This is a genomic window from Staphylococcus cornubiensis, from assembly GCF_900183575.1.
Lineage (GTDB): Bacteria > Bacillota > Bacilli > Staphylococcales > Staphylococcaceae > Staphylococcus > Staphylococcus cornubiensis.
The window spans coordinates 14938-33638 of record NZ_FXUZ01000015.1; the positions used below are offsets into that span (position 1 = coordinate 14938).

17 protein-coding genes and 2 tRNA genes are annotated in these 18701 nt (G+C 35.6%); 10 read left to right on the plus strand and 9 right to left on the minus strand.

From position 1 onward, the window contains the following. Window positions 1-7 precede the first annotated feature (7 nt). Genes dltD through CCE82_RS10780 form a run of 5 tightly spaced genes read right to left on the minus strand, consistent with a single transcriptional unit; the run spans window position 8 to window position 4245 of the window. Window positions 8-1150, minus strand: a complete 1143-nt coding sequence (gene dltD / locus CCE82_RS10760; RefSeq protein ID WP_086429386.1) for a D-alanyl-lipoteichoic acid biosynthesis protein DltD — start codon at window positions 1148-1150, stop codon at window positions 8-10. Beyond that, on the minus strand, window positions 1147-1383 hold the full coding sequence (dltC, locus tag CCE82_RS10765; RefSeq protein WP_086429387.1) for a D-alanine--poly(phosphoribitol) ligase subunit DltC: 237 nt from the start codon (window positions 1381-1383) through the stop codon (window positions 1147-1149). The genes dltD and dltC overlap by 4 nt, the downstream gene beginning before the upstream one ends. Window positions 1384-1395: 12 nt before the next feature. Continuing rightward, window positions 1396-2613 carry a D-alanyl-lipoteichoic acid biosynthesis protein DltB gene (gene dltB / locus CCE82_RS10770; RefSeq protein ID WP_086429388.1) on the minus strand — a complete coding sequence of 406 codons (1218 nt, stop codon included), beginning with the start codon at window positions 2611-2613 and terminating at the stop codon, window positions 1396-1398. After that, the gene (gene dltA / locus CCE82_RS10775) at window positions 2610-4064 is read right to left on the minus strand and encodes a D-alanine--poly(phosphoribitol) ligase subunit DltA (protein WP_086429389.1); all 1455 of its coding nucleotides are present in this window, start codon (window positions 4062-4064) and stop codon (window positions 2610-2612) included. Before dltA ends, dltB begins: the two co-directional genes overlap by 4 nt. Window positions 4065-4083: 19 nt before the next feature. Beyond that, window positions 4084-4245: a teichoic acid D-Ala incorporation-associated protein DltX gene (locus tag CCE82_RS10780; protein ID WP_420822118.1), complete on the minus strand. Its 162-nt coding sequence runs from the start codon at window positions 4243-4245 to the stop codon at window positions 4084-4086. 323 nt (window positions 4246-4568) lie between these two features. Here CCE82_RS10780 and CCE82_RS10785 point away from each other — a divergent pair, with 323 nt between their 5' ends. Then, complete coding sequence (locus CCE82_RS10785; RefSeq protein ID WP_086429390.1) at window positions 4569-6083, plus strand: bifunctional metallophosphatase/5'-nucleotidase; 1515 nt, start codon at window positions 4569-4571, stop codon at window positions 6081-6083. Between the two features lie 89 nt (window positions 6084-6172). Here the strand turns inward: CCE82_RS10785 and CCE82_RS10790 are convergent, their stop codons facing one another. Together CCE82_RS10790 and CCE82_RS10795 are read right to left on the minus strand one after the other, a co-directional pair. Next, on the minus strand, window positions 6173-10207 hold the full coding sequence (locus CCE82_RS10790; protein WP_167370977.1) for an SdrD B-like domain-containing protein: 4035 nt from the start codon (window positions 10205-10207) through the stop codon (window positions 6173-6175). A 1074-nt stretch (window positions 10208-11281) separates the two neighbouring features. Then, a complete protein-coding gene (locus CCE82_RS10795) occupies window positions 11282-11500 on the minus strand; it encodes an IDEAL domain-containing protein (RefSeq protein ID WP_086429391.1) in 219 nt (72 codons plus the stop codon). A 236-nt stretch (window positions 11501-11736) separates the two neighbouring features. On the opposite strand from CCE82_RS10795, the gene CCE82_RS10800 reads away from it, so the two are divergent. From CCE82_RS10800 to CCE82_RS13285, 6 genes are all read left to right on the plus strand, one after another. Then, a complete protein-coding gene (locus CCE82_RS10800; protein ID WP_086429392.1) occupies window positions 11737-12354 on the plus strand; it encodes a competence protein ComK in 618 nt (205 codons plus the stop codon). Window positions 12355-12559: 205 nt separating this feature from the next. Further along, window positions 12560-12634, plus strand: a tRNA-Asn gene (locus tag CCE82_RS10805). Between the two features lies 1 nt (window position 12635). Then, window positions 12636-12724, plus strand: a tRNA-Ser gene (locus CCE82_RS10810). 184 nt (window positions 12725-12908) lie between these two features. Then, window positions 12909-13367, plus strand: coding sequence for a transposase (locus CCE82_RS10815; RefSeq protein WP_276205643.1), 459 nt, complete (start codon window positions 12909-12911; stop codon window positions 13365-13367). A gap of 290 nt (window positions 13368-13657) precedes the next feature. Then, window positions 13658-14368 carry a trypsin-like serine peptidase gene (locus tag CCE82_RS10820; RefSeq protein ID WP_086429394.1) on the plus strand — a complete coding sequence of 237 codons (711 nt, stop codon included), beginning with the start codon at window positions 13658-13660 and terminating at the stop codon, window positions 14366-14368. Between the two features lie 584 nt (window positions 14369-14952). Next, a complete protein-coding gene (locus CCE82_RS13285) occupies window positions 14953-15249 on the plus strand; it encodes a hypothetical protein (RefSeq protein WP_240507200.1) in 297 nt (98 codons plus the stop codon). Between the two features lie 170 nt (window positions 15250-15419). Here the strand turns inward: CCE82_RS13285 and CCE82_RS10830 are convergent, their stop codons facing one another. After that, complete coding sequence (locus tag CCE82_RS10830) at window positions 15420-16412, minus strand: lipoate--protein ligase (RefSeq protein ID WP_086429395.1); 993 nt, start codon at window positions 16410-16412, stop codon at window positions 15420-15422. Between the two features lie 187 nt (window positions 16413-16599). Here CCE82_RS10830 and CCE82_RS10835 point away from each other — a divergent pair, with 187 nt between their 5' ends. Together CCE82_RS10835 and CCE82_RS10840 are read left to right on the plus strand one after the other, a co-directional pair. Further along, window positions 16600-16785: a YkvS family protein gene (locus tag CCE82_RS10835; RefSeq protein ID WP_014614328.1), complete on the plus strand. Its 186-nt coding sequence runs from the start codon at window positions 16600-16602 to the stop codon at window positions 16783-16785. Window positions 16786-16791: 6 nt separating this feature from the next. Continuing rightward, window positions 16792-17394, plus strand: coding sequence for a CPBP family glutamic-type intramembrane protease (locus CCE82_RS10840; protein WP_086429396.1), 603 nt, complete (start codon window positions 16792-16794; stop codon window positions 17392-17394). A 185-nt stretch (window positions 17395-17579) separates the two neighbouring features. On the opposite strand, the gene CCE82_RS10845 is transcribed toward CCE82_RS10840, so the two are convergent. Next, on the minus strand, window positions 17580-17990 hold the full coding sequence (locus tag CCE82_RS10845) for a YolD-like family protein (protein WP_086429397.1): 411 nt from the start codon (window positions 17988-17990) through the stop codon (window positions 17580-17582). Between the two features lie 145 nt (window positions 17991-18135). Here CCE82_RS10845 and CCE82_RS10850 point away from each other — a divergent pair, with 145 nt between their 5' ends. Continuing rightward, on the plus strand, window positions 18136-18693 hold the full coding sequence (locus CCE82_RS10850; protein ID WP_086429398.1) for a GNAT family N-acetyltransferase: 558 nt from the start codon (window positions 18136-18138) through the stop codon (window positions 18691-18693). The last annotated feature ends 8 nt before the right edge of the window (window positions 18694-18701 follow it).

Genomic DNA, 18701 nt, shown 5'->3' on the forward strand with positions numbered 1-18701 from the left:
GTAACATTTATTCGTCCATATGCTTTTTAATATGTTGAGTGACCTCGACCCAACCACGCCATCCGATATGAACAGCATCACTCATGTAGTAAGGTTCATAGTCATTATGTGATAAATCTACGACATGACCGTGGTGGTCTTCGATAGTTTTAACGATTTTCTCATTGACTGGTGCACGTCTTTCACGTGGGATATTAATGTGATCGTACCATTTACCATTCACGGGAATTAAAACGTACTGTACGTCAGCACCTGCTGCATTGAGTGTATCAACTAGAAGTGACAAATCATCGTACTCAACAGATTTTAAGCGAAACTCATGGTCACGGCTTACAGACTTTTTATGTTTTAATTTTTTCCAATATTCATCCTTGATTTGGTAAGGGTTAGACTGACTATGTTGAGCGCCATAATGATATGCTTCTTTGTCCAACGTTTTCCAATTCAATGATTGTTTGTGACTTTTATCGAACAATCTCGGCAATTTACCTTGATGATGGAATGGTAAATAACTTTTCAATGCTTCCATTTTCTCAAGGTGATTCGCATAAAGTGGGTTTAAGAAATGCCCATCTGCTTTATCTGTCTTTGCATAGTGTTTTAAAAAGTCATTGTCTTTATTGTCTTTAAAATGCAATAAACGTTTAGCTAAGCGTGCTTTAATATCATTAGAAATATTAGGGTTATTGAATATACTATTAATTTGTAATTGAGAAGCACGACCTTGGTAATTGTCTTCAGTTAAACCATGTCTCGTAAACCATTGTGGTGATACAATAACTGTCATTTTTTTATTCTTTAAATGGTCATATTGCGCACCTAATGTCATTAACTGAATTAAATCTGTGGAACCCCCAGTACCAACATAAAAGAGATTTTTCGTATGCCCCTTTAATAAGATGGCAGGTTGAAATGGATCTTCTTTATTCAGCTCACTTGAACCATAGATTGGATAGTAATCGGGGTCCTTAATCATAGCTTCTTGTACATACTGGCCTTTTAACATATCACTATCTGTCGACACTTGATACTTTGCCAGCTGGTTTGCGATATGTGGTGGCACAAACCATTTCGCAGGTAATATGATAAAAATACCGAATAATAGAATACTCGTCAAAAAAGCAATGATGTAAGGTTGTTTTAACTTCATTGTAATTTTGCCAATTCGTTAATGATTTGATTTGGCGTACCCCACTCTTCTCTGTTAAAGTCCATAATTGGTACTTCTATATCAAGTTCTTCTTGAAATGCAACTAATAATTGTACAGATTGCATTGAATCCATAATACCTTCGTCAAAAATATGAATATCTGGATTTGATTTTACAATATCATCATCGGCAACTTCTGCAATAATATCTAAAACTTTTTCATTAAATTCCATAAAACTCTCTCCTTAAATTAATTGTCCTGAAAAGATTAAAAAGCCAAAAGCAACACAGTGGAATGTGATAACGATGCTTAATGCATTAATCACTGGATGATCCCACTTACCAAAGCGCTTTTTACGCCATTTTTCATAGTAGTTATATAAAAAGAATAACAGCGCGTGATATAAACCATAAGCGACATAAAACCATTCAAAACCGTGCCAAAGTCCCATAATACCGAAGTTAAGCAAGAAGGCAAGGTTAGAAATATGGAAATTAGATTTAATGTATTTTTTCTTTGTCATAAAGAAAATAAAACGCATATAGATACAATCACGGAACCAGAACGATAGACTCATGTGCCATCTGTTCCAGAAATCTTTAATATTTTTTGCTCTAAATGGTTGGTTAAAGTTGATAGGTGTTTCGATACCGTATAAATAACTCAATGCAATTGCGAATAAGCTGTAACCTGCAAAGTCAAAGAACAGGTAGAAACTATAGCCATACATGTAAATCATGTAATCACCAAACGAATCGAGGTGACCTGTATAAGGCGTTACAAAATATTGTTGAACGAAATGCGCAATGATGTATTTATAAAGAAAACCTATCATAATATAGTGAATCGCTTTACCAAGTAATTGTGAATACTTGTCCATAGCGATATCTTTATCGTAATCTTTCACAAAACGACGATAGCGATCAATCGGTCCAGAAGAAATCGTAGGGAAGAACGTAATGAATTGTACAAGTTTCTTCAAATCTACAGTTTGCTTTAATGTACCGTCATGAATTTCCATGATAAGTTGAACGCTTTTGAACATAATGTACGAAATACCGAGGAATCCGAACAATTCCACGATTTTTGAGCTGTGTAAATGAAGCTGTCCAGAGCCTAACCACGAACTTGTTAGCAGTTTGACCATAAAGAGTGGCAAGATAGACAGGATCATCGTCGTTACGTAAAGCGGGGTAGAGCGCTTATTTTGTCTAAGTCGCTCGAATCCTTTAATAATAATCGCTTGCCAAATAATGTACAAAACAAGGCTCAATAAATGATAACTTAAATATTTGATACCAAAAAAGTTATGTTGATCATCAGCAAAAATCACGACAATCATGATCAATGTGCTGATGAAATTATAAACTCTCGATCTTTTACCTAACAGCCCGAGTATAATAACTGGTAAAAGTACAATGAGCGCAATCGCAAAAAAGTGAAAGCTACTGTATGGAATCATGATTGATATACCTCGTTAATTCGTTTGCGATCAAGTTTACCATTGTTTGTTAATGGCATATCTTCAGCAATTTCGATTTTTTTAGGAATCATATAATCAGGTAGCTCAGTTTTAAGGCGTTGCTTCACTTCTTTTGGTACGTCTGCTGGATCGATGTCTTCAGTATTCAACTTGACGACACCTTTCAAGTAGGCGATTTTGTCCTTTTTATAAATCGGCACAACCAATGAAGTGTTTACAAATGGAATTGCGTTCATTTTCGCTTCAATTTCTTCAAGTTCCATACGGTAACCGTTATATTTGATTTGGTTGTCGATGCGGCCTTTAATAAACCACATATCATCTTCAAATACGGCTTTGTCACCTGAATAGTAAGCGCGGTTATCGCCATCTTTGAAAAAGGCTTTCTCAGTTTTTTCAGGGTCTTTTAAATAACCTGCACTCACAGAATTACCAGTGATAATCAGTTCGCCTTCATCAGTGACACTCAGCGTCGTTCCTTTTCTTGGTAAGCCTACAGGAACAGATTTATGGCTGTCGAGTAATGATTGTGTCACGCGAATACTTGTAATCGCAACAGTTGCTTCTGTTGGACCATATGTGTTGTATAAATAAGATTGAGGAAACTTGTTCAACAACGTTTGCGCTGTGTGGTGACCTAAAACTTCTCCACAGAATAAGAATGTACGCAAGTTTGGCATACCTTGCTCATTAACGTTTGGTAACATTAAGCAAATTTCCATAAATGAAGGGGTAGAAACCCAAACATTGATGTTTTCGCTTTGGAACAGTTCATACAACTTTTTAGGCGCTGCAATCATTTCTTTGTTGATTAACAATAGTGTGCCGCCTGAAATGAGACATGGGTAAATCGCCATAACTGATAAATCAAAAGAGAAAGGCGCTTGGTTTAACCATACGTCTTTCGTGTGGTATTGATTAAGTAAATCTACCCAATTTGCAAATTCTACTAAGCTTTCGTAATAAATTTTCACACCTTTAGGGAGACCTGTAGATCCTGATGTGAAAATCGTATATGCGATACCATCATTTTTCATTAATGGCAATGATGATACAGCTTCAAAAGATTGAATGTCTTGAATTGTGATTTCTGTGACACCTTCATAATTGAGCGGTGTATCAGTCGTATTAATTAAAAATTGCGGTGAAACTTTTTCTATAATGTGTTGAATACGGTTCATCGAAATAGATTGATCGATTGGAACGTAACCGCATCCGGCTTTAAGTGCACCAATCATACCCACAATCATAAATGGAGACATGTGACCATAAACAATAACAGGATTCTCGCTTTTGAGCAGTTGAGATGCTAAGCGTGTGGAATAACTTTCTAACTCTAGATAAGTTAATGATTCACTCTGATGTTGTACGGCTACACGGTCCGGCTGAGTCTGACTGTGCTGTGTAATCATTGTTAAAACATCTTTCATGTGTCGGCTCCTTTAATGATTAAAAATCGTTGTAGATAAAAGTGTTCTGTGTATCGCCATTACCGTAAATAAAATACAGAGTCAGCATAATAGCAAAATAAAGTAACGTTAATGCGACCGTTTTAATAGGTAATTGATTCAATTTCATAATAAATTTTTCACCTTCTGCGTGATATGACATGAAGATTAAACTATCTAATTTAACCCGGATAAAGTTAATTTAATTTAATACTTTATGAAAGTCAATTCATTTCTTGAAAAAAAAGGATAAAAATACAAGAAAATAGGTCCAGAGTTGTATGAGATACTTTTAAATATATAAATATATAATTTAAGTTAGGATTGCTATTGAATTATGTTATAAAATAAAAATGGTTAGCTTATGCTCGATATTGTCAAATGGTACACGTTTATATTTATTTGTATGTAAAAAGAATAATGATAGTGGGGCATGTCGAGATATGGTAGAATACGAGATGAATATTGAGATTTGGGGTGAAAGCAATGAGTGAGCATGATGAAATAAATATACAAATTATAGCGACTTCTGATATGCATAGCCATATACTCAATCAAACTGAACGTTCTAACATATACCGAGCAGGTACATATATTAATGAAGTAAGACAGCAACATCAGCATGTCGTATTAGTGGATAACGGGGGGAATTTAGCAGGTAGTGTCACAGCTTTTTATTATGCCATTATTGCACCATACAAAAGACATCCCATGATAAAGTTAATGAATGCGATGAACTATGATGCAAGTGGGATGAGTGAAAATGAATTTAAATATGGCTTGGACTTTTTAAATCGTTCTGTCGCGCTCTCACGTTTCCCATGGTTATCTGCAAATGTAGAATATGCCGTGACGCATGAACCATACTTTTCAACGCCTTATACAGTGAAAGATATTGAAGGATTAAAATTAGTTGTGATGGGCGTTTCCTCTGAAGGATTGATGAAAAATGAAAATGTGGAAATGGAGCCTGAAGTGATTGTCGAAAGTGCAACCTTTGCAGCACAACGTTGGATTCGCTACATTTATGAAACAATCGAACCTGATTTTCTCATTGTGTTGTATCATGGTGGATTGTCGAAGTTGAGTTATGATGCTAAATCACAGTTTGAAAATAGAGCGGAAGAGATAATGAGACAGGCCGGCATTATTGACCTTATGATTACGGGTCATCAACACGAAACGATTATCGAAAATGATGGGACGACACTTTATGTTCAAGCAGGTCAAAATGCCGAAAATGTCATCCATGTGAATGCGAAATTTAAAAAGCGACGTAATTCCTTTGAACTGTTAGAAATGCATCCAGAAATCGTCACTTTGACAGATTATGCTGAAGATAAACGATTATTGAATTTAACGTATTATGATCGAAAAGCGATACGAAATTGGAAAAATGAGTACATTATTAATCATAAAGTGGACATGTATTTTGAGACGTTTCACGAATTGTTAACTGAGCCACATCCGTACATTCAATTGTTGCATCGAAGTTTAAATCACGAAACAGAAATTCCTTTAACATGTGTCCATTTGCCTTTGCCGAATACGAAAGGGTTAAAAGGGCGTCTTAAAAATGAAGATATTTATAATACGTATCCACATCCAGACAAACCAATTGATCTCACATTAAAAGGAAGTGACATTAAACGTTTAATAGAAGAAAGTGTGAGTCATCTCGAATTAGAGGAAGGGCAGTGGACATTGAAAGATACGGACCCTACGCACTTTTTATTTTGGTCAGGTTTTCAATATACGATTGATATGTCAAAACCGTATGATGCGCGTGTTACAGATTTTGAGTTGCGAGAGGACTATTGTTATCGTGTAGTGACAACGGATTATATTTATCGTCACTATCGTCATCTGTTGAGCGAAGCGGTCGTACATCAAACATTTCCGATTACGATGCCTGAGTTACTCGTTCGAGAAATTCAAGATGAAACAGATATGCAACCGGTAAGCCAAAATATGCATATCATCCATAAACCGTCGTTATAATAGAATATTAAACTAAAAAGACCCATGTCGAACATTTCAAAAAGAAAGTCGACATGGGTTTTTGCGTGAATCACATTAAAATGATGTGCTTAGTGTGATTGTTTTTTATCTTGGCGTTTTTTACGTGCAAAGAGTAATGCACCTAATGCCGCTAAAATACCACCGAATAATGTACCTTGTTGTGATTGGCTTTCACCTGTCTCAGGTAAAGCTTTTTCTTGTTGTGATGGTTTTGCTTTTTCACCGTTATGGTGAACTGGTTGTGTTACGTTTGTTAAGCCCGGTTTTGCTGGGTTTTGACTGCTTGGTACATTTGGCGTATTAGGCTGTTCTGGACTAGGGTTGTTCGGTTGACCTGGTACAGAAGGCTGTTCTGGGCTAGGATTGTCTGGTTGACCTGGTACAGAAGGCTGTTCTGGGCTAGGATTGTCTGGTTGACCTGGATCAGAAGGTTGTTCTGGACTAGGATTATCTGGTTGACCTGGATCAGTTGGTTGATCTGGATTTGGATTATCCGGTTGGTTAGGATCAGTCGGTTGATCTGGGTCTGGATTATTTGGTTGGTTAGGATCAGTTGGTTGATCTGGGTCTGGATTACCTGGTTGATCAGGATCAGTTGGTGGTGTAGGTGGTTCATTTTTATAGAAACCACTATCCAATGTTAAATCATCACTATCCCCAACAGTCACTTTTGTAGAAGTACCGTTAGAGTCTTTATCTGTAGAACCTTGACCTGTTTGAGTAGGCGTATAACCTTCAGGCGTTTCAAATTCAACAGTGTAGTCACCTTGTTTCACGTTTTCGAATAAATAGTTACCTTTTTCATCAGTCGTACGCGTATCAATGACATTACCGTCCGCATCTTTCAATGTCACTTTCACATTGCCAATACCTGGTTCGTTATCGTCTTGGATACCGTCTTTGTTTAAGTCTTCCCAAACTTTGTCACCGATATTGTGCGTAGGTGGTGTAGGTGGTGTAGGTGGTGTAGGTGGTTCAGTTTTAAAGAAACCACTATCCAATGTTAAGTCATCACTATCCCCAACAGTTACTTTTGTAGAAGTACCATTTGAGTCTTTATCTGTAGAACCTTGACCTGTTTGAGTAGGTGTGTAACCTTCAGGTGTTTCGAATTCAACAGTGTAGTCACCTTGTTTCACATTTTCGAATAAATAGTTACCTTTTTCATCAGTCGTACGTGTATCAATGACATTACCGTCCGCATCTTTCAATGTCACTTTCACATTGCCGATACCTGGTTCATTGTCGTTTTGAATACCGTCTTTGTTTAAGTCTTCCCAAACTTTATCACCGATGTTGTGCGTAGGTGGTGTAGGTGGTTCAGTTTTAAAGAAACCACTATCCAATGTTAAGTCATCACTATCCCCAACAGTTACTTTTGTAGAAGTACCATTTGAGTCTTTATCTGTAGAACCTTGACCTGTTTGAGTAGGTGTGTAACCTTCAGGTGTTTCGAATTCAACAGTGTAGTCACCTTGTTTCACATTTTCGAATAAATAGTTACCTTTATCGTCAGTCGTACGCGTATCAACGACATTACCATCCGCATCTTTCAACGTCACTTTCACATTGCCAATACCTGGTTCGTTATCGTCTTGGATACCGTCTTTGTTTAAGTCTTCCCAAACTTTATCACCGATGTTGTGCGTAGGTGGTGTAGGTGGTTCAGTTTTATAGAAACCACTATCGATTGTTAAGTCATCATCATTTTCTACAAAAATATGTGTTGTCGCGCCATTAGAGTCTTTGTCTAATGTGCCTTGACCGATTTTAGTAGGTGTATAACCTTCAGGCGTTTCAAACTCGATTGTATATTTGCCTTCTTTAACTTTTTCAAATAAATAGTTACCTTTATCGTCAGTCGTACGTGTATCAACGACATTACCGTCTTCATCTTTTAATGTCACTTTCACATTGGCGATACCTGGTTCATTGTCGTCTTGAATACCGTCTTTGTTTAAGTCTTCCCAAACTTTGTCGCCAACTTTTCTTGTAGGTGTCTCAGTTTGATAAAAACCTTGGTCGACCGTTAAGTTGTTTCCGTCACTGATTATTCCTTGTGCATTAGTTGGACCATCTGAATCTGTTGCATCGTTGCCTTGGTCTTTCGGACTTGCAGTATAGCCAGCAGGTGTTTCGAATTCAACGGTATAAATGCCATTTTTTAAATTATCAAAAATGTATTTACCATTGGCATTTGTTTCAGTACGACTTAAAACTTTACCATCTTTATCTTTTAAAGTGACAACAACATCCGGAATACCGACTTCACCGTCGTCTTGGACACCGTTTTTGTTAACGTCATTCCAAACTTTATCACCTAATTGATATGAAGCTTCTGTCCCATCTGCATTACCACTAGATGAACTTTTCACGATATTGTTATCCCAAGTCAAACGATCATATTGACCGTAGATGTTTTGCGTATACATTGAAGAGCGCAAGTTTAAATCGGCAGTAGAACCTTCTTTTTCTTTACTTGTCACTTTAATAATGTAACGATCGCCATGTAAGTCACCGAGGAAAATATCAGCTAAGTTTTCACCATCACGATAAATTGTTTTAAATTGGTCTGTTACATCTTCATATTCACTATCGATGACACCGAAACTGCTATTAAGGTCTTGGTTTGCGCCCACTTTTAAAATTTTAATATCAGTCGCATTTGGATTCACTTGACCATTACTATCAGAAAGCTTATTTAAGAAACCTTGAACTCTAACAACAGAACCGTATGCTTCTCTTTCTAATGGATTGACGTAAATGTATTGTTCGTATTCACCTGTTTTAGGATCTTCCATCGTAATCATAGACTTCAAGTTAGAGTCGCCTACACGGTAATATTGACCGTAGTTTACTTTAATTTGCGTATTTAATGTTTCACCAGCAATGTCGTAGCTTAATGGATACGTATCTGAATTTTTCGCGACTTTACGGTCCATAAACTGTGTTAAATTGAATGACCCTGACACATTTTGTAAATTATTCACAGCGCTAGTAAATCTGTAAGTCAATGTATGACTATCAACGTCATAGTCACCTAATGCGATAACATCGCCATTACTGTTTTTGAGCTCTTCTCTATAGTCAGGAGAGTAACGTGTATCTCCATAAGTGTTGACAGTGTTAGGCATTTTAACAGTGAAATAGTCACCTTCTTTAACAGTGCCATCAACAGTGAAACGGCTCTTCAAATAAAAACTACCTGAGTTGTTTGGTTCAATATAAGATTCACTGATTCCCATTTCAGATGCTGTCACTTTATCATTTACATTTGTACCACCTGCAGCTTTAGGTGTAGTCGCATTTGCAGCGACTGCACGAAGATGTGTTGTCCCTTTAATCGTCTTTAATTGACGAGGCGCAGTTGCAGTATTTGGTGTTGCATCAACTTTTTCTGTTTTAAGTGTTTCGGCTGGATTTGGTGTTGATTCAGTAGGTTGTTTGTTTAAAGTTGAGTTAGATGTAGATGTCTCATCACTTGGTTCATCATTTGTAGGAAGTTTTTGATCAGTTGCTTGTGGTGTAGGTGTCGTAGCTGTGTTGTTTTGTTGAGATGAACGCGTGGTTTGAGAATGAGAAGGTGTTTGTGCTTCTTGTTGCTCTTTAGGTTGTGTCTGAGTGTTGCTTGCGTTTTCTTTCTCTACTTCTTGTTTTGATGTACTTTCTGCTGATTGGCTTTGTGATGATTCAGTCGCTTCGTTTTGAGTTTCTTCTGTTTGAGCAACATCAGCTTCTTTAACATTTTCTTCAGCTTGTGTTGCGTTTTCTTTAACTTCTGATGATGCAGCATCTGAAGTTTGCTCAGCTTGTGTTGATTCTTTATCGGCTTTTGATTGTTCCGCTGCAGTTGTTGCGTCATCTACAGGCGTTTCATTCACTTTTGTTTGTGAGTCAGCTTGCTCTTCTGCCGACGCTTTATTTGAGCCCTCTTGTAGTTGTGTCACAGTGACAGGAGTCGTTGAATTTTCAGCAGCAAATGCTTCGTGGTGAAGGCCGAAAAATGCAACAGTTCCTATTAAAAAGGACGCTGTACCTACAGAACACTTTCTAATCGAAAATCGAGATAGCGTTCTGCTATTTTTTAAATTTTGGTATTTCATTTAAATATCATCTCCAATAACTTTTGTTGATTTAAAATTCCAATCAATTGTGTAAAAATTCTATCATAACAAAGTGTTTAAAACAACAATAAAAATTAAAAGTTTTAATTAATCAAGCTCTTTTTAAACAAAAAGCAGTCTACTTTATTCACCTTATACTTTTGTAAGGAAATATTTTTAAAGAAAACTTGATAAATAACATTCTCGATTAGATGGGGATTTAAGCACTTCATGAAGATTTTTTGACAACAAAGTATTAGTATAAATTATTTCTCTTATAATTAAAAGTATTTAATTTCAATTGATTAAATGAAACACTGTTTTCAACGAATGGAAATAGGTCGTTGAGGGGTGTTTTTAAATGAGATATGATGAATTAAGAAGGCGTAGCACAATCATTTTGTTATAGAGGCTGTATGTCAGAAATCAATATTGGATTGATTGTGGAAACGAACGCGCAAATTAAAGACTTTTGTTCTATATAGAAGAGAAACTTTATCGTGATAAAAGGGTGGTGACAACATTGACAAGTAAGAATCGTGATATCCTCCAAATCATCACTAATATCGCCATTATTATTCTATGTGTCTGCGGTATTGTCTATATGTTATCGCATTAATTTACGCAAAGATGATAGCATGCGTTTCAATGACAGACTATATGGATGATTGACATGACTTGACCAAATTTTGAAGAACGCGAAAGTATTTCGATGATAACTTTAATAACGTTGAAACCGAAATAGTAAACTTACGTAAAAGAGGTAGAATTTGCTTTTGATAAATTGAAAGGTCATATTGGTGAGGGGAAGGTAAACATCTCTCGCTTTTAGATGAGGATGTAGTGAATATTTTTAATCGCACCTGAATAGGTGTGTTTTTTTATGGGAATATTTCGTAAAGTATTCGTTCAGTAAGGAATGTCATTAAACTTAAAAAATGAATGGGAGTGAATTTTTCTAAAAGAGTAAATACTCCCTGAATACTTAATATATTCACATAATGATGCAAAAACAGGACTACCTCATACTTACCGGATAGTCCTGTTTAATTTGAAGACGTGGATATCATTTGACTACTCAACGTTGATTGCCTCCAACTCTAAATATTCATTTGTGTACTCTAGAAATGCTTGTTCATTTTTATTGACTAATGCTTCATCAATTAAATGTTGCAACTTCTGCTTTCTTTGATGTTTTAATGCATGTGCAATCACAAGTTCAACGCCCAGCTGATTAATCGTACGGACCGGATCAACGACCATTTGTTTCTTTACATCTGTTTGATTTTTCATGTTGAGTCACTCCTTTGTGTTAAATACATATCATTAAGTTATTTAACAGTATAACGAAATATTCCACAAAACGCAACGAATTTTCTGAATTTTTAAAGTAATTAAGTCAAATTTTTATCTGATTTTTGTAATATTATCCATATATTTACAAAATGATATTGACTTAATTCAGAATATTCCTATAATTAAAATTAGATAGAGAGAACCTACACCTTAACAGACAGGAGGGTTCTATTATGGACCAAAAATCCAATGTCACATACGCAATTTGCAAAGGAGATATGTTTTTGAGACCAGTAGATGGTCCTGATGGTGCACTGATGAGTACGGAAATCTATAGATACGATGGCGACCATTTTATTATTCACGATCGTGTCCAACGTACCATGGAGCGCAGTTGTAAACATTATGGTGAATCATACTCTGGAAGAAAGGCACAAGCTAAACGCATCGCAAATATCTCCAATAAAACACCGATATTGCTCACTCCGATTTATCAAACCTACTTTTTTCCTACTCACTCCGATAGGGTTCCTGAAAATTGTTGGCTCAATATGCATTATGTAGTCAAACTCAAACCATTAAAAGGCGCCCGCTGCAAAGTCACCTTCGCTAATGATTTAACCGTAACGCTGAATATCTCTTATCACAGCATTAAACATCAATTTTTGAACTGTGTTTATTTTGCGTATTTATTAAGCAGATCTAATCAAGTTCAAACACATAATCCTGAAAAACCAATTGATTATGATCAACAAAGATTTAACATTTTTGAAGCACTATCACAATATGCCTTATTAGAAAATGCGAAAAAAGATTTAGAAGAAAAGAAAACAAACAACAATTATCTGTAGCAAGTGACAGCAAATTGATTTTTAGTATAGATACCACAGTTAATTTTGAAAGTAATCTATCTATCGATTCACATTTCTTTAACAAAGAGTAAAGTTAACGGAATTTGTATACGCATAGTGTAAATGTTCCGTTAACTTTTTTAGTTTTAGCCCTTGATTTCTTCAATGATGTTGATATAATAATATTTGTGATTGAAAAAATTAATCCACAGTAGCTCAGTGGTAGAGCTATCGGCTGTTAACCGATCGGTCGTAGGTTCGAGTCCTACCTGTGGAGCCATGGAAACGTACTCAAGTTGGCTGAAGAGGCGCCCCTGCTAAGGGTGTAGGTCGCGAAAGCGGCGCGAGGGTTCGAATCCCTCCGTTTCCGTAAATTATAGCTTGAAACCATTGATTTAATGGGATTTATGAAAAGCAAGTGTCAAATATGGGGCTGGGACATTCCCCCTCGTTCGCTAAAAAAGCTCTGATTAAATGTTTGAAAACATTTAATCAGAGCTTTTTAGGTGCGCCCGGCATGGGTAACATCTTGACGGTGAAAGTCCGTTACAGGCTTGGTAGTAGGAACTGTTAGCGAAAGACAAGGGTGTCCATTACGAAGTCTATGTATGAAGCAAAGTACAAAGTCTAACACAAATAAACGCTTATTTAAAAATTTAACTTGGGACTATTTTAAAGCCTTCACAAATAAGCAGCTTTCAGATCCAAAGACAAAACACATTTATCAAAAGAGAAAGATAGATGTGGAATCAACTTTTGGAAATCTGAAGGCTAATTTGGGTTTCCAAAGATTATCGGTTCGCACCCAATCAAAAGTTGAGTGTGAACTTGGCATCGCACTCATGGCAGTAAATATACAAAAACTAGCCAAAATCAGTGCTAGTTTTCGTTCGCGCATAAGAAAAAAGCCGTCAAATTCTAAGAAAATGAATTTTGACGGCTTTTTCTTAAAGGAGCTGAAGGTCTATGTCTCAGCCCCTGTTTCCTACGATTTGTCAAGGGTCAATAAGTGAAATTGACATTACTGAACTAGACCGTCCAATTTGTAGATATATAACAGCGGTAACTAATCCAATCCAACATAACGCTACTTAAAACAAATTAATTTCCATTTTACCATTCAAATACATATAATATCTAAACTATTCTATAAATCTTAATAATAATAATATACTCATCGAATAATAAAAAAATAAGAAACCATTAAAATTATATAAAAAAGTTATTGACAAATTGTGTAATTAGTTATATAAATAAATTGTTATCTAGATAATGAAATTAAAATTAAAAGGAGCGAAACATCATGAACAAAAGCTTTATTTTAAAAGGTTTGTCAGCATTGATTATTTTAAGCTCGGTTGGTTTAGTAGAAAGTGCGGTAGATGCAACTCATCATGTTGCTCACGCAGAAAAAAACACTTTAGAAATTAAAGATGGGTACGGAGTACCTTATAATAGCATAATTGCATTTCCTGGAGCTAGCGGATTTGTTGTAGGACCAAAGACAATTGTTACTAATAAACATGTAATAAAAGGTATGGGGCCTGGAGATAAGGTAAATGCGCATCCAACTAGTTTTGGTAATACTGGTGGAGTTTATACTATAACAAAAATCGTTGAATATCCTGGTAGTGAAGATTTAGCAGTTGTTCATGTGAATGGCACAAGTGAGGAAGGATGGGACTTTAGTAGATTCACAAGCCCGATGCCTCTTGCTGACGAAGCTCATCCTGGAGAAAAAGTTACACTCTTAGGGTACCCGCTCCCTAGTAAGAATAAGTATAAAATGTATGCCTCATTTGGATCTGTCGTTAGTATTAAGGGTAGTGGATTAATACATGATGCATACGCTGAACTAGGCAATTCAGGTGGACCTATTATGAATGAGAGTGGTCAAGCCATCGGAGTACATTTTGCCTCAGATAAACCAACTCATACTGACAAAAACTCTTATGGAGTGTACTTTACAAAAGAAATTAAAGACTTTATTAATAAAGAAATTAAAAATCAGTAGGAAGATTAATTTTCATTAAAGTGTGAATTTTTAAATTAAAGAGGTCGACTATTAATTTTAGTCGCCTCTTTTTTTAAAATTTATGGAGTGAATAACAATGGAAGTTGTTCGTTTAAATCATAACCTATTTAATAAATTACGAGGAAAGGAAATATCAAGTAATAAAAAAATGGTTCAAGACCATATTATTATTCTTTCAAACGCAATAATAATAGAGTTTATACACCTTTTAGAACAAATGCACAAAAGGTACCTAATAAATATAAAGTTAATTTAGGAGGCGAACAGCTCGATAAACCTAATTCAGCTATCGATTTAACAAAGTCTATAGTAATTTTAGTAATGATGAATATCTTAATAACAGGTCAAAAGTCAAAATACCACAAAATGTTAATAATTTTTTAAAGCAACAAGCACCAGCTATTGAACAAAAATACGACATTATGTCTAAAGATTACATAAAAGCAATAGCTAGTTTAAGTCAGATACCTTTAGTTAAATATTCAACTATGCAATACTTTCACTAAGAATTAAATATTCAAGATAGTATTGATAATCAACAAACTAAAAATGCGATTAATGAATTGATAACTAATGGAAAATCAAATCGATATAATAAATTACAATCTTCTCTTCCTAATGAAAAATTAGGTTTGCTAGATGATTATGAAACTTTATACGAGTTTAAAGATTTAACAGACTACCCAGCTAAAATTAAATTTAATGATATTGATAATCCTTATTTAGAAGTTGAGAAAAATAATAAACATTTTACTTTGTCTACGTTAACTATTAGAAACGAACCTGAAAAGTGTGTTAAAGACTTTTTGAATTATGATATAGAGAATCAAAAAAATAATGATGCTGATTTAGATTTGTAAGGAGCTGAAGATCTATGTCCTAGCCCATTTTTGTCTTTTGCTTTGTCGAATCATAATGGTTTTTATACTCTGTGTTTTAGCGGTAAAAATAATGTAAAACGCATTTCATCTGTTTATTTCTGATGAAATGCGTTTTCATTTATTCAATATGATGATTTAAATATAAATGATTAAACCATCATATCGATGAGACCGTCACGCGGAATGTCCCCAAAGTAATGATACAGGTCAAAGTCTTTCAACGCTTCTTGGATGGCTGCTTTTTGATGTAACACGTCTGTAAGTGCATTTTCGAGGTCAGTCACATCACCTTCACCGAAAAAGTCTCCGAAAATTTTAGCGTGGGCAATGCGACCTTTTTTGACATCAAGTTTAATTTGAACAAAGCCTTTTTCGAATTTGTGCTCACGTTCAAAGTTATATTTTGGATTTTTACCGTAATTCCAATCCCATGTGCGATATTTTTCATTACTTAGCTTTTCAATGTTTTTCCAATCTGCATCTGTTAAAGTGTATGATTCAACTTCTGCTTCACCGAATAATTTTTTGAGTATGATGGCCTTGAAAGTCTCAATATCGAGAGGTTCATCTAAAAATTCTTGAATATTAGCGACACGTTTGCGAACAGATTTGACACCTTTAGATTGAATTTTTGCAGGATTAACACGCAATGCATTTTGAACTTCATCTAAATCGCTGTTCAACATGAGTGTCCCATGACTAAACATACGGTCTTTCACTTTGACCATTGCGTTGCCAGAAATTTTCGCTTGACCGACTTGAATATCATTACGGCCTGTGAGTTCAGCTTTCACACCTAAATCGTTGAGCACTTCAACTATCGGCTGTGTAAATTTTTTGAAGTTATGAAAACTGTCACCATCGTCTTTAGTAATGAAGCTGAAATTTAAATTACCGAAGTCATGATATACAGCGCCACCACCGGAAATGCGGCGTACGACATCAATCGCATTGGTCTCGATGTAAGGTTGGTGCACTTCTTCAATCGTATTTTGGTTTTTGCCAACGATGATAGAAGGTCGATTAATGTAAAATAAAAAATAACTATCGTCGTCATCCATTGGCACTGTTTTTAACACATACTCTTCCATTGCTAAGTTTAATGTTGGATCAGTATGGTTTTGATTACTAATAAATTTCACTCAGAAACACTCCTTTCCCAAAATATGCCCTTACTTATGTTATGCATGATTTAATTCAATTTTTCCAATCATTTATCTTAAAAAGGTAATGAATGTAAATAATTTCTGACAAATTACGTAAATTGTTTATTTAAAATGTAAATTTTAGTACAATATATGCTAGTAAATTTCTAAGGGGGACAGAAAAATGACAATTGCAGAAGTAGGAGACATTGTAGAATTCTATGATGGTATACGAGGTAAAGTTGAAAAAATCAATGATAACTCTGTCATTGTTGATTTAACGATCATGGAAAATTTCAGCGAGTTAGATTTGCCTGAAAAAACAGTGATTAATCATAAGAGATATAAAATTATTGAACAAAAAGGATAAACGCATATGAAAAAGATCAACAAACCGCTACTTTGGTTTATACTGAGCTTTATTGCTTTCCACATCATTTTAATGTTGTTGTGGGGTGAGCACGGTGTATATTGGCAACTCTATACAGGGATTATGTTAATTGCAGGAATTAGCTACGTATTTTATCAGAGAGACTTTGCATCCAAACGTCTATTAACATCCATTGCGATAGGGTTAGCCACTGGCGTTGCGCTTGTACTGATACAAGTTATTTTCTCGTGGATGGCTTCAGAACTCACGTATGCTTCGTTGATTAAACAACTATCACGAACAGGTGTCTATTTCAAATGGCAAATTTTAGTGACGCTTTTATTTGTAATGCCATGTCATGAGTTATATATGCGCACGATTTTACAAAAAGAAATTGTGCGTATGACTTCAAAGCCTTGGCTCGCTATATTAGCCGGTGCTTTAGCTTCAAGTTCATTCTTTATCTATTTAGATCAATGGTGGATTGTAGCGTTCATTTTTGTTTGCCAATTGTTGCTAGGTTTGAGCTATATGTACACACGTCGAATTATCACCACAACAGTCGCTCAAATTGTAGCGGTCGTCATTTTATTGATTTTTCATGGTTAAACCTTACACAGTAAATGTTGTCTTTCACGCAACGTTTGCTGTGTTTTTGTATTTTTAAAATTTGATGGAAAGAAAATCCAATTCATCTCTTTTTATAAAATAATGACATCTTTTTTAAAATAAGGGTATAAGATAAAATCAAGTCCATCATGGGCGAATAGCGATAACATGTTGTGCATTGGATACTATTCGATGGCATACAGCTCGTTCAAACCAATGACTAATCGATCCGTCCGTCTTTCGTTCGTGAGCACTAATTCGTTCGTCAATGTGTCGATACTAGCGATATAGCCTTGAATCGTATGAATGTGTCCTGCACGCCAATAATGAATTTTACTAAAAGCGTTGTGCGAGATTTTTAAATGCAGCATTTGGTTCAGTTCAGTCATTTGATCTTCGCTTAAGTCAGGACGATCAATTTTCAGTTGATTGGCCTCAAATTGTTTAATGGCTTCAAATTGTTCGGGTAATGTTGCGAAAGGCGCCCATTTCACAATGCCGCGACCTTTAGGAATTTGAGCGTTGAGATATTGTCTTGGAATTTTTCGATAGTCTGTTTCAGATTGGTATGCTGTAGGGAGCGTCCGATCATGCATGGAAATCACCTCAATCTGATTATAGAACACTTGTTCTGTTTTGTGAAGTATTTCAAGAACGTTTGTTTGTAAATTAAATGAGGTATTTTTAAATGTGAGTTAAATAGGCTAAAATATAAATAGTGTTGTAGGAGGTGAAGAGCATATGATTAGAAAAGCAACACCTCAAGATGCGCGTGCGATTGCAGAGTTAACGTACCTTATTTGGCAAGATATGGAACTTGAAATTGTGCGGCGTTATGAGAAAGAGACGGTGATTGCAGCTATCATCAAAAGCACAACCGAAGTGCACTATCGTAATCATATTGAGCATGTCGATATTTTTGAAGTAGAAGGGCAAGTAGCAGGTGTATTAATTGCGTACCCAGGTCAATATGAAGCGGACTACGAACAGGCTTGGCACGATTTAGTGTTAGATGAAGCGATTCAATTGGAAACTGGGACACCATTACCTGTATTAGAAGCAGAACGTGAGGATTATTATATTGAAGCGATAGCCACTTTTCCTGAATTTCGTGGTCGTGGTATTGCGACACAGTTGATTCAATCCCGTCTCAAATCGAATCCAGAAGTCACGTGGAGTTTGAACTGTGATGAGCATAACGAACGAGCATATCAATTGTATCGCAAGCTAGGATTCCGCGAGAAAATGAAAAAAGTACTTTACGGACATGAATATCGCTATATGATATATCAAAAATGAGGAGAACG

Coding starts and splice junctions, on each gene's coding strand:
- dltD (WP_086429386.1), bottom strand. CDS start 1,150: ATGAAGTTAAAACAACCTTACATCATTGCTTTTTTGACGAGTATTCTA.
- CCE82_RS10795 (WP_086429391.1), bottom strand. CDS start 11,500: ATGAAAAATCAAACAGATGTAAAGAAACAAATGGTCGTTGATCCGGTC.
- CCE82_RS10790 (WP_167370977.1), bottom strand. CDS start 10,207: ATGAAATACCAAAATTTAAAAAATAGCAGAACGCTATCTCGATTTTCG.
- CCE82_RS10850 (WP_086429398.1), top strand. CDS start 18,136: ATGATTAGAAAAGCAACACCTCAAGATGCGCGTGCGATTGCAGAGTTA.
- CCE82_RS10820 (WP_086429394.1), top strand. CDS start 13,658: ATGAACAAAAGCTTTATTTTAAAAGGTTTGTCAGCATTGATTATTTTA.
- dltC (WP_086429387.1), bottom strand. CDS start 1,383: ATGGAATTTAATGAAAAAGTTTTAGATATTATTGCAGAAGTTGCCGAT.
- CCE82_RS10780 (WP_420822118.1), bottom strand. CDS start 4,245: ATGTCATATCACGCAGAAGGTGAAAAATTTATTATGAAATTGAATCAA.
- dltA (WP_086429389.1), bottom strand. CDS start 4,064: ATGAAAGATGTTTTAACAATGATTACACAGCACAGTCAGACTCAGCCG.
- dltB (WP_086429388.1), bottom strand. CDS start 2,613: ATGATTCCATACAGTAGCTTTCACTTTTTTGCGATTGCGCTCATTGTA.
- CCE82_RS10785 (WP_086429390.1), top strand. CDS start 4,569: ATGAGTGAGCATGATGAAATAAATATACAAATTATAGCGACTTCTGAT.
- CCE82_RS10845 (WP_086429397.1), bottom strand. CDS start 17,990: ATGCATGATCGGACGCTCCCTACAGCATACCAATCTGAAACAGACTAT.
- CCE82_RS10800 (WP_086429392.1), top strand. CDS start 11,737: ATGGACCAAAAATCCAATGTCACATACGCAATTTGCAAAGGAGATATG.
- CCE82_RS10835 (WP_014614328.1), top strand. CDS start 16,600: ATGACAATTGCAGAAGTAGGAGACATTGTAGAATTCTATGATGGTATA.
- CCE82_RS10840 (WP_086429396.1), top strand. CDS start 16,792: ATGAAAAAGATCAACAAACCGCTACTTTGGTTTATACTGAGCTTTATT.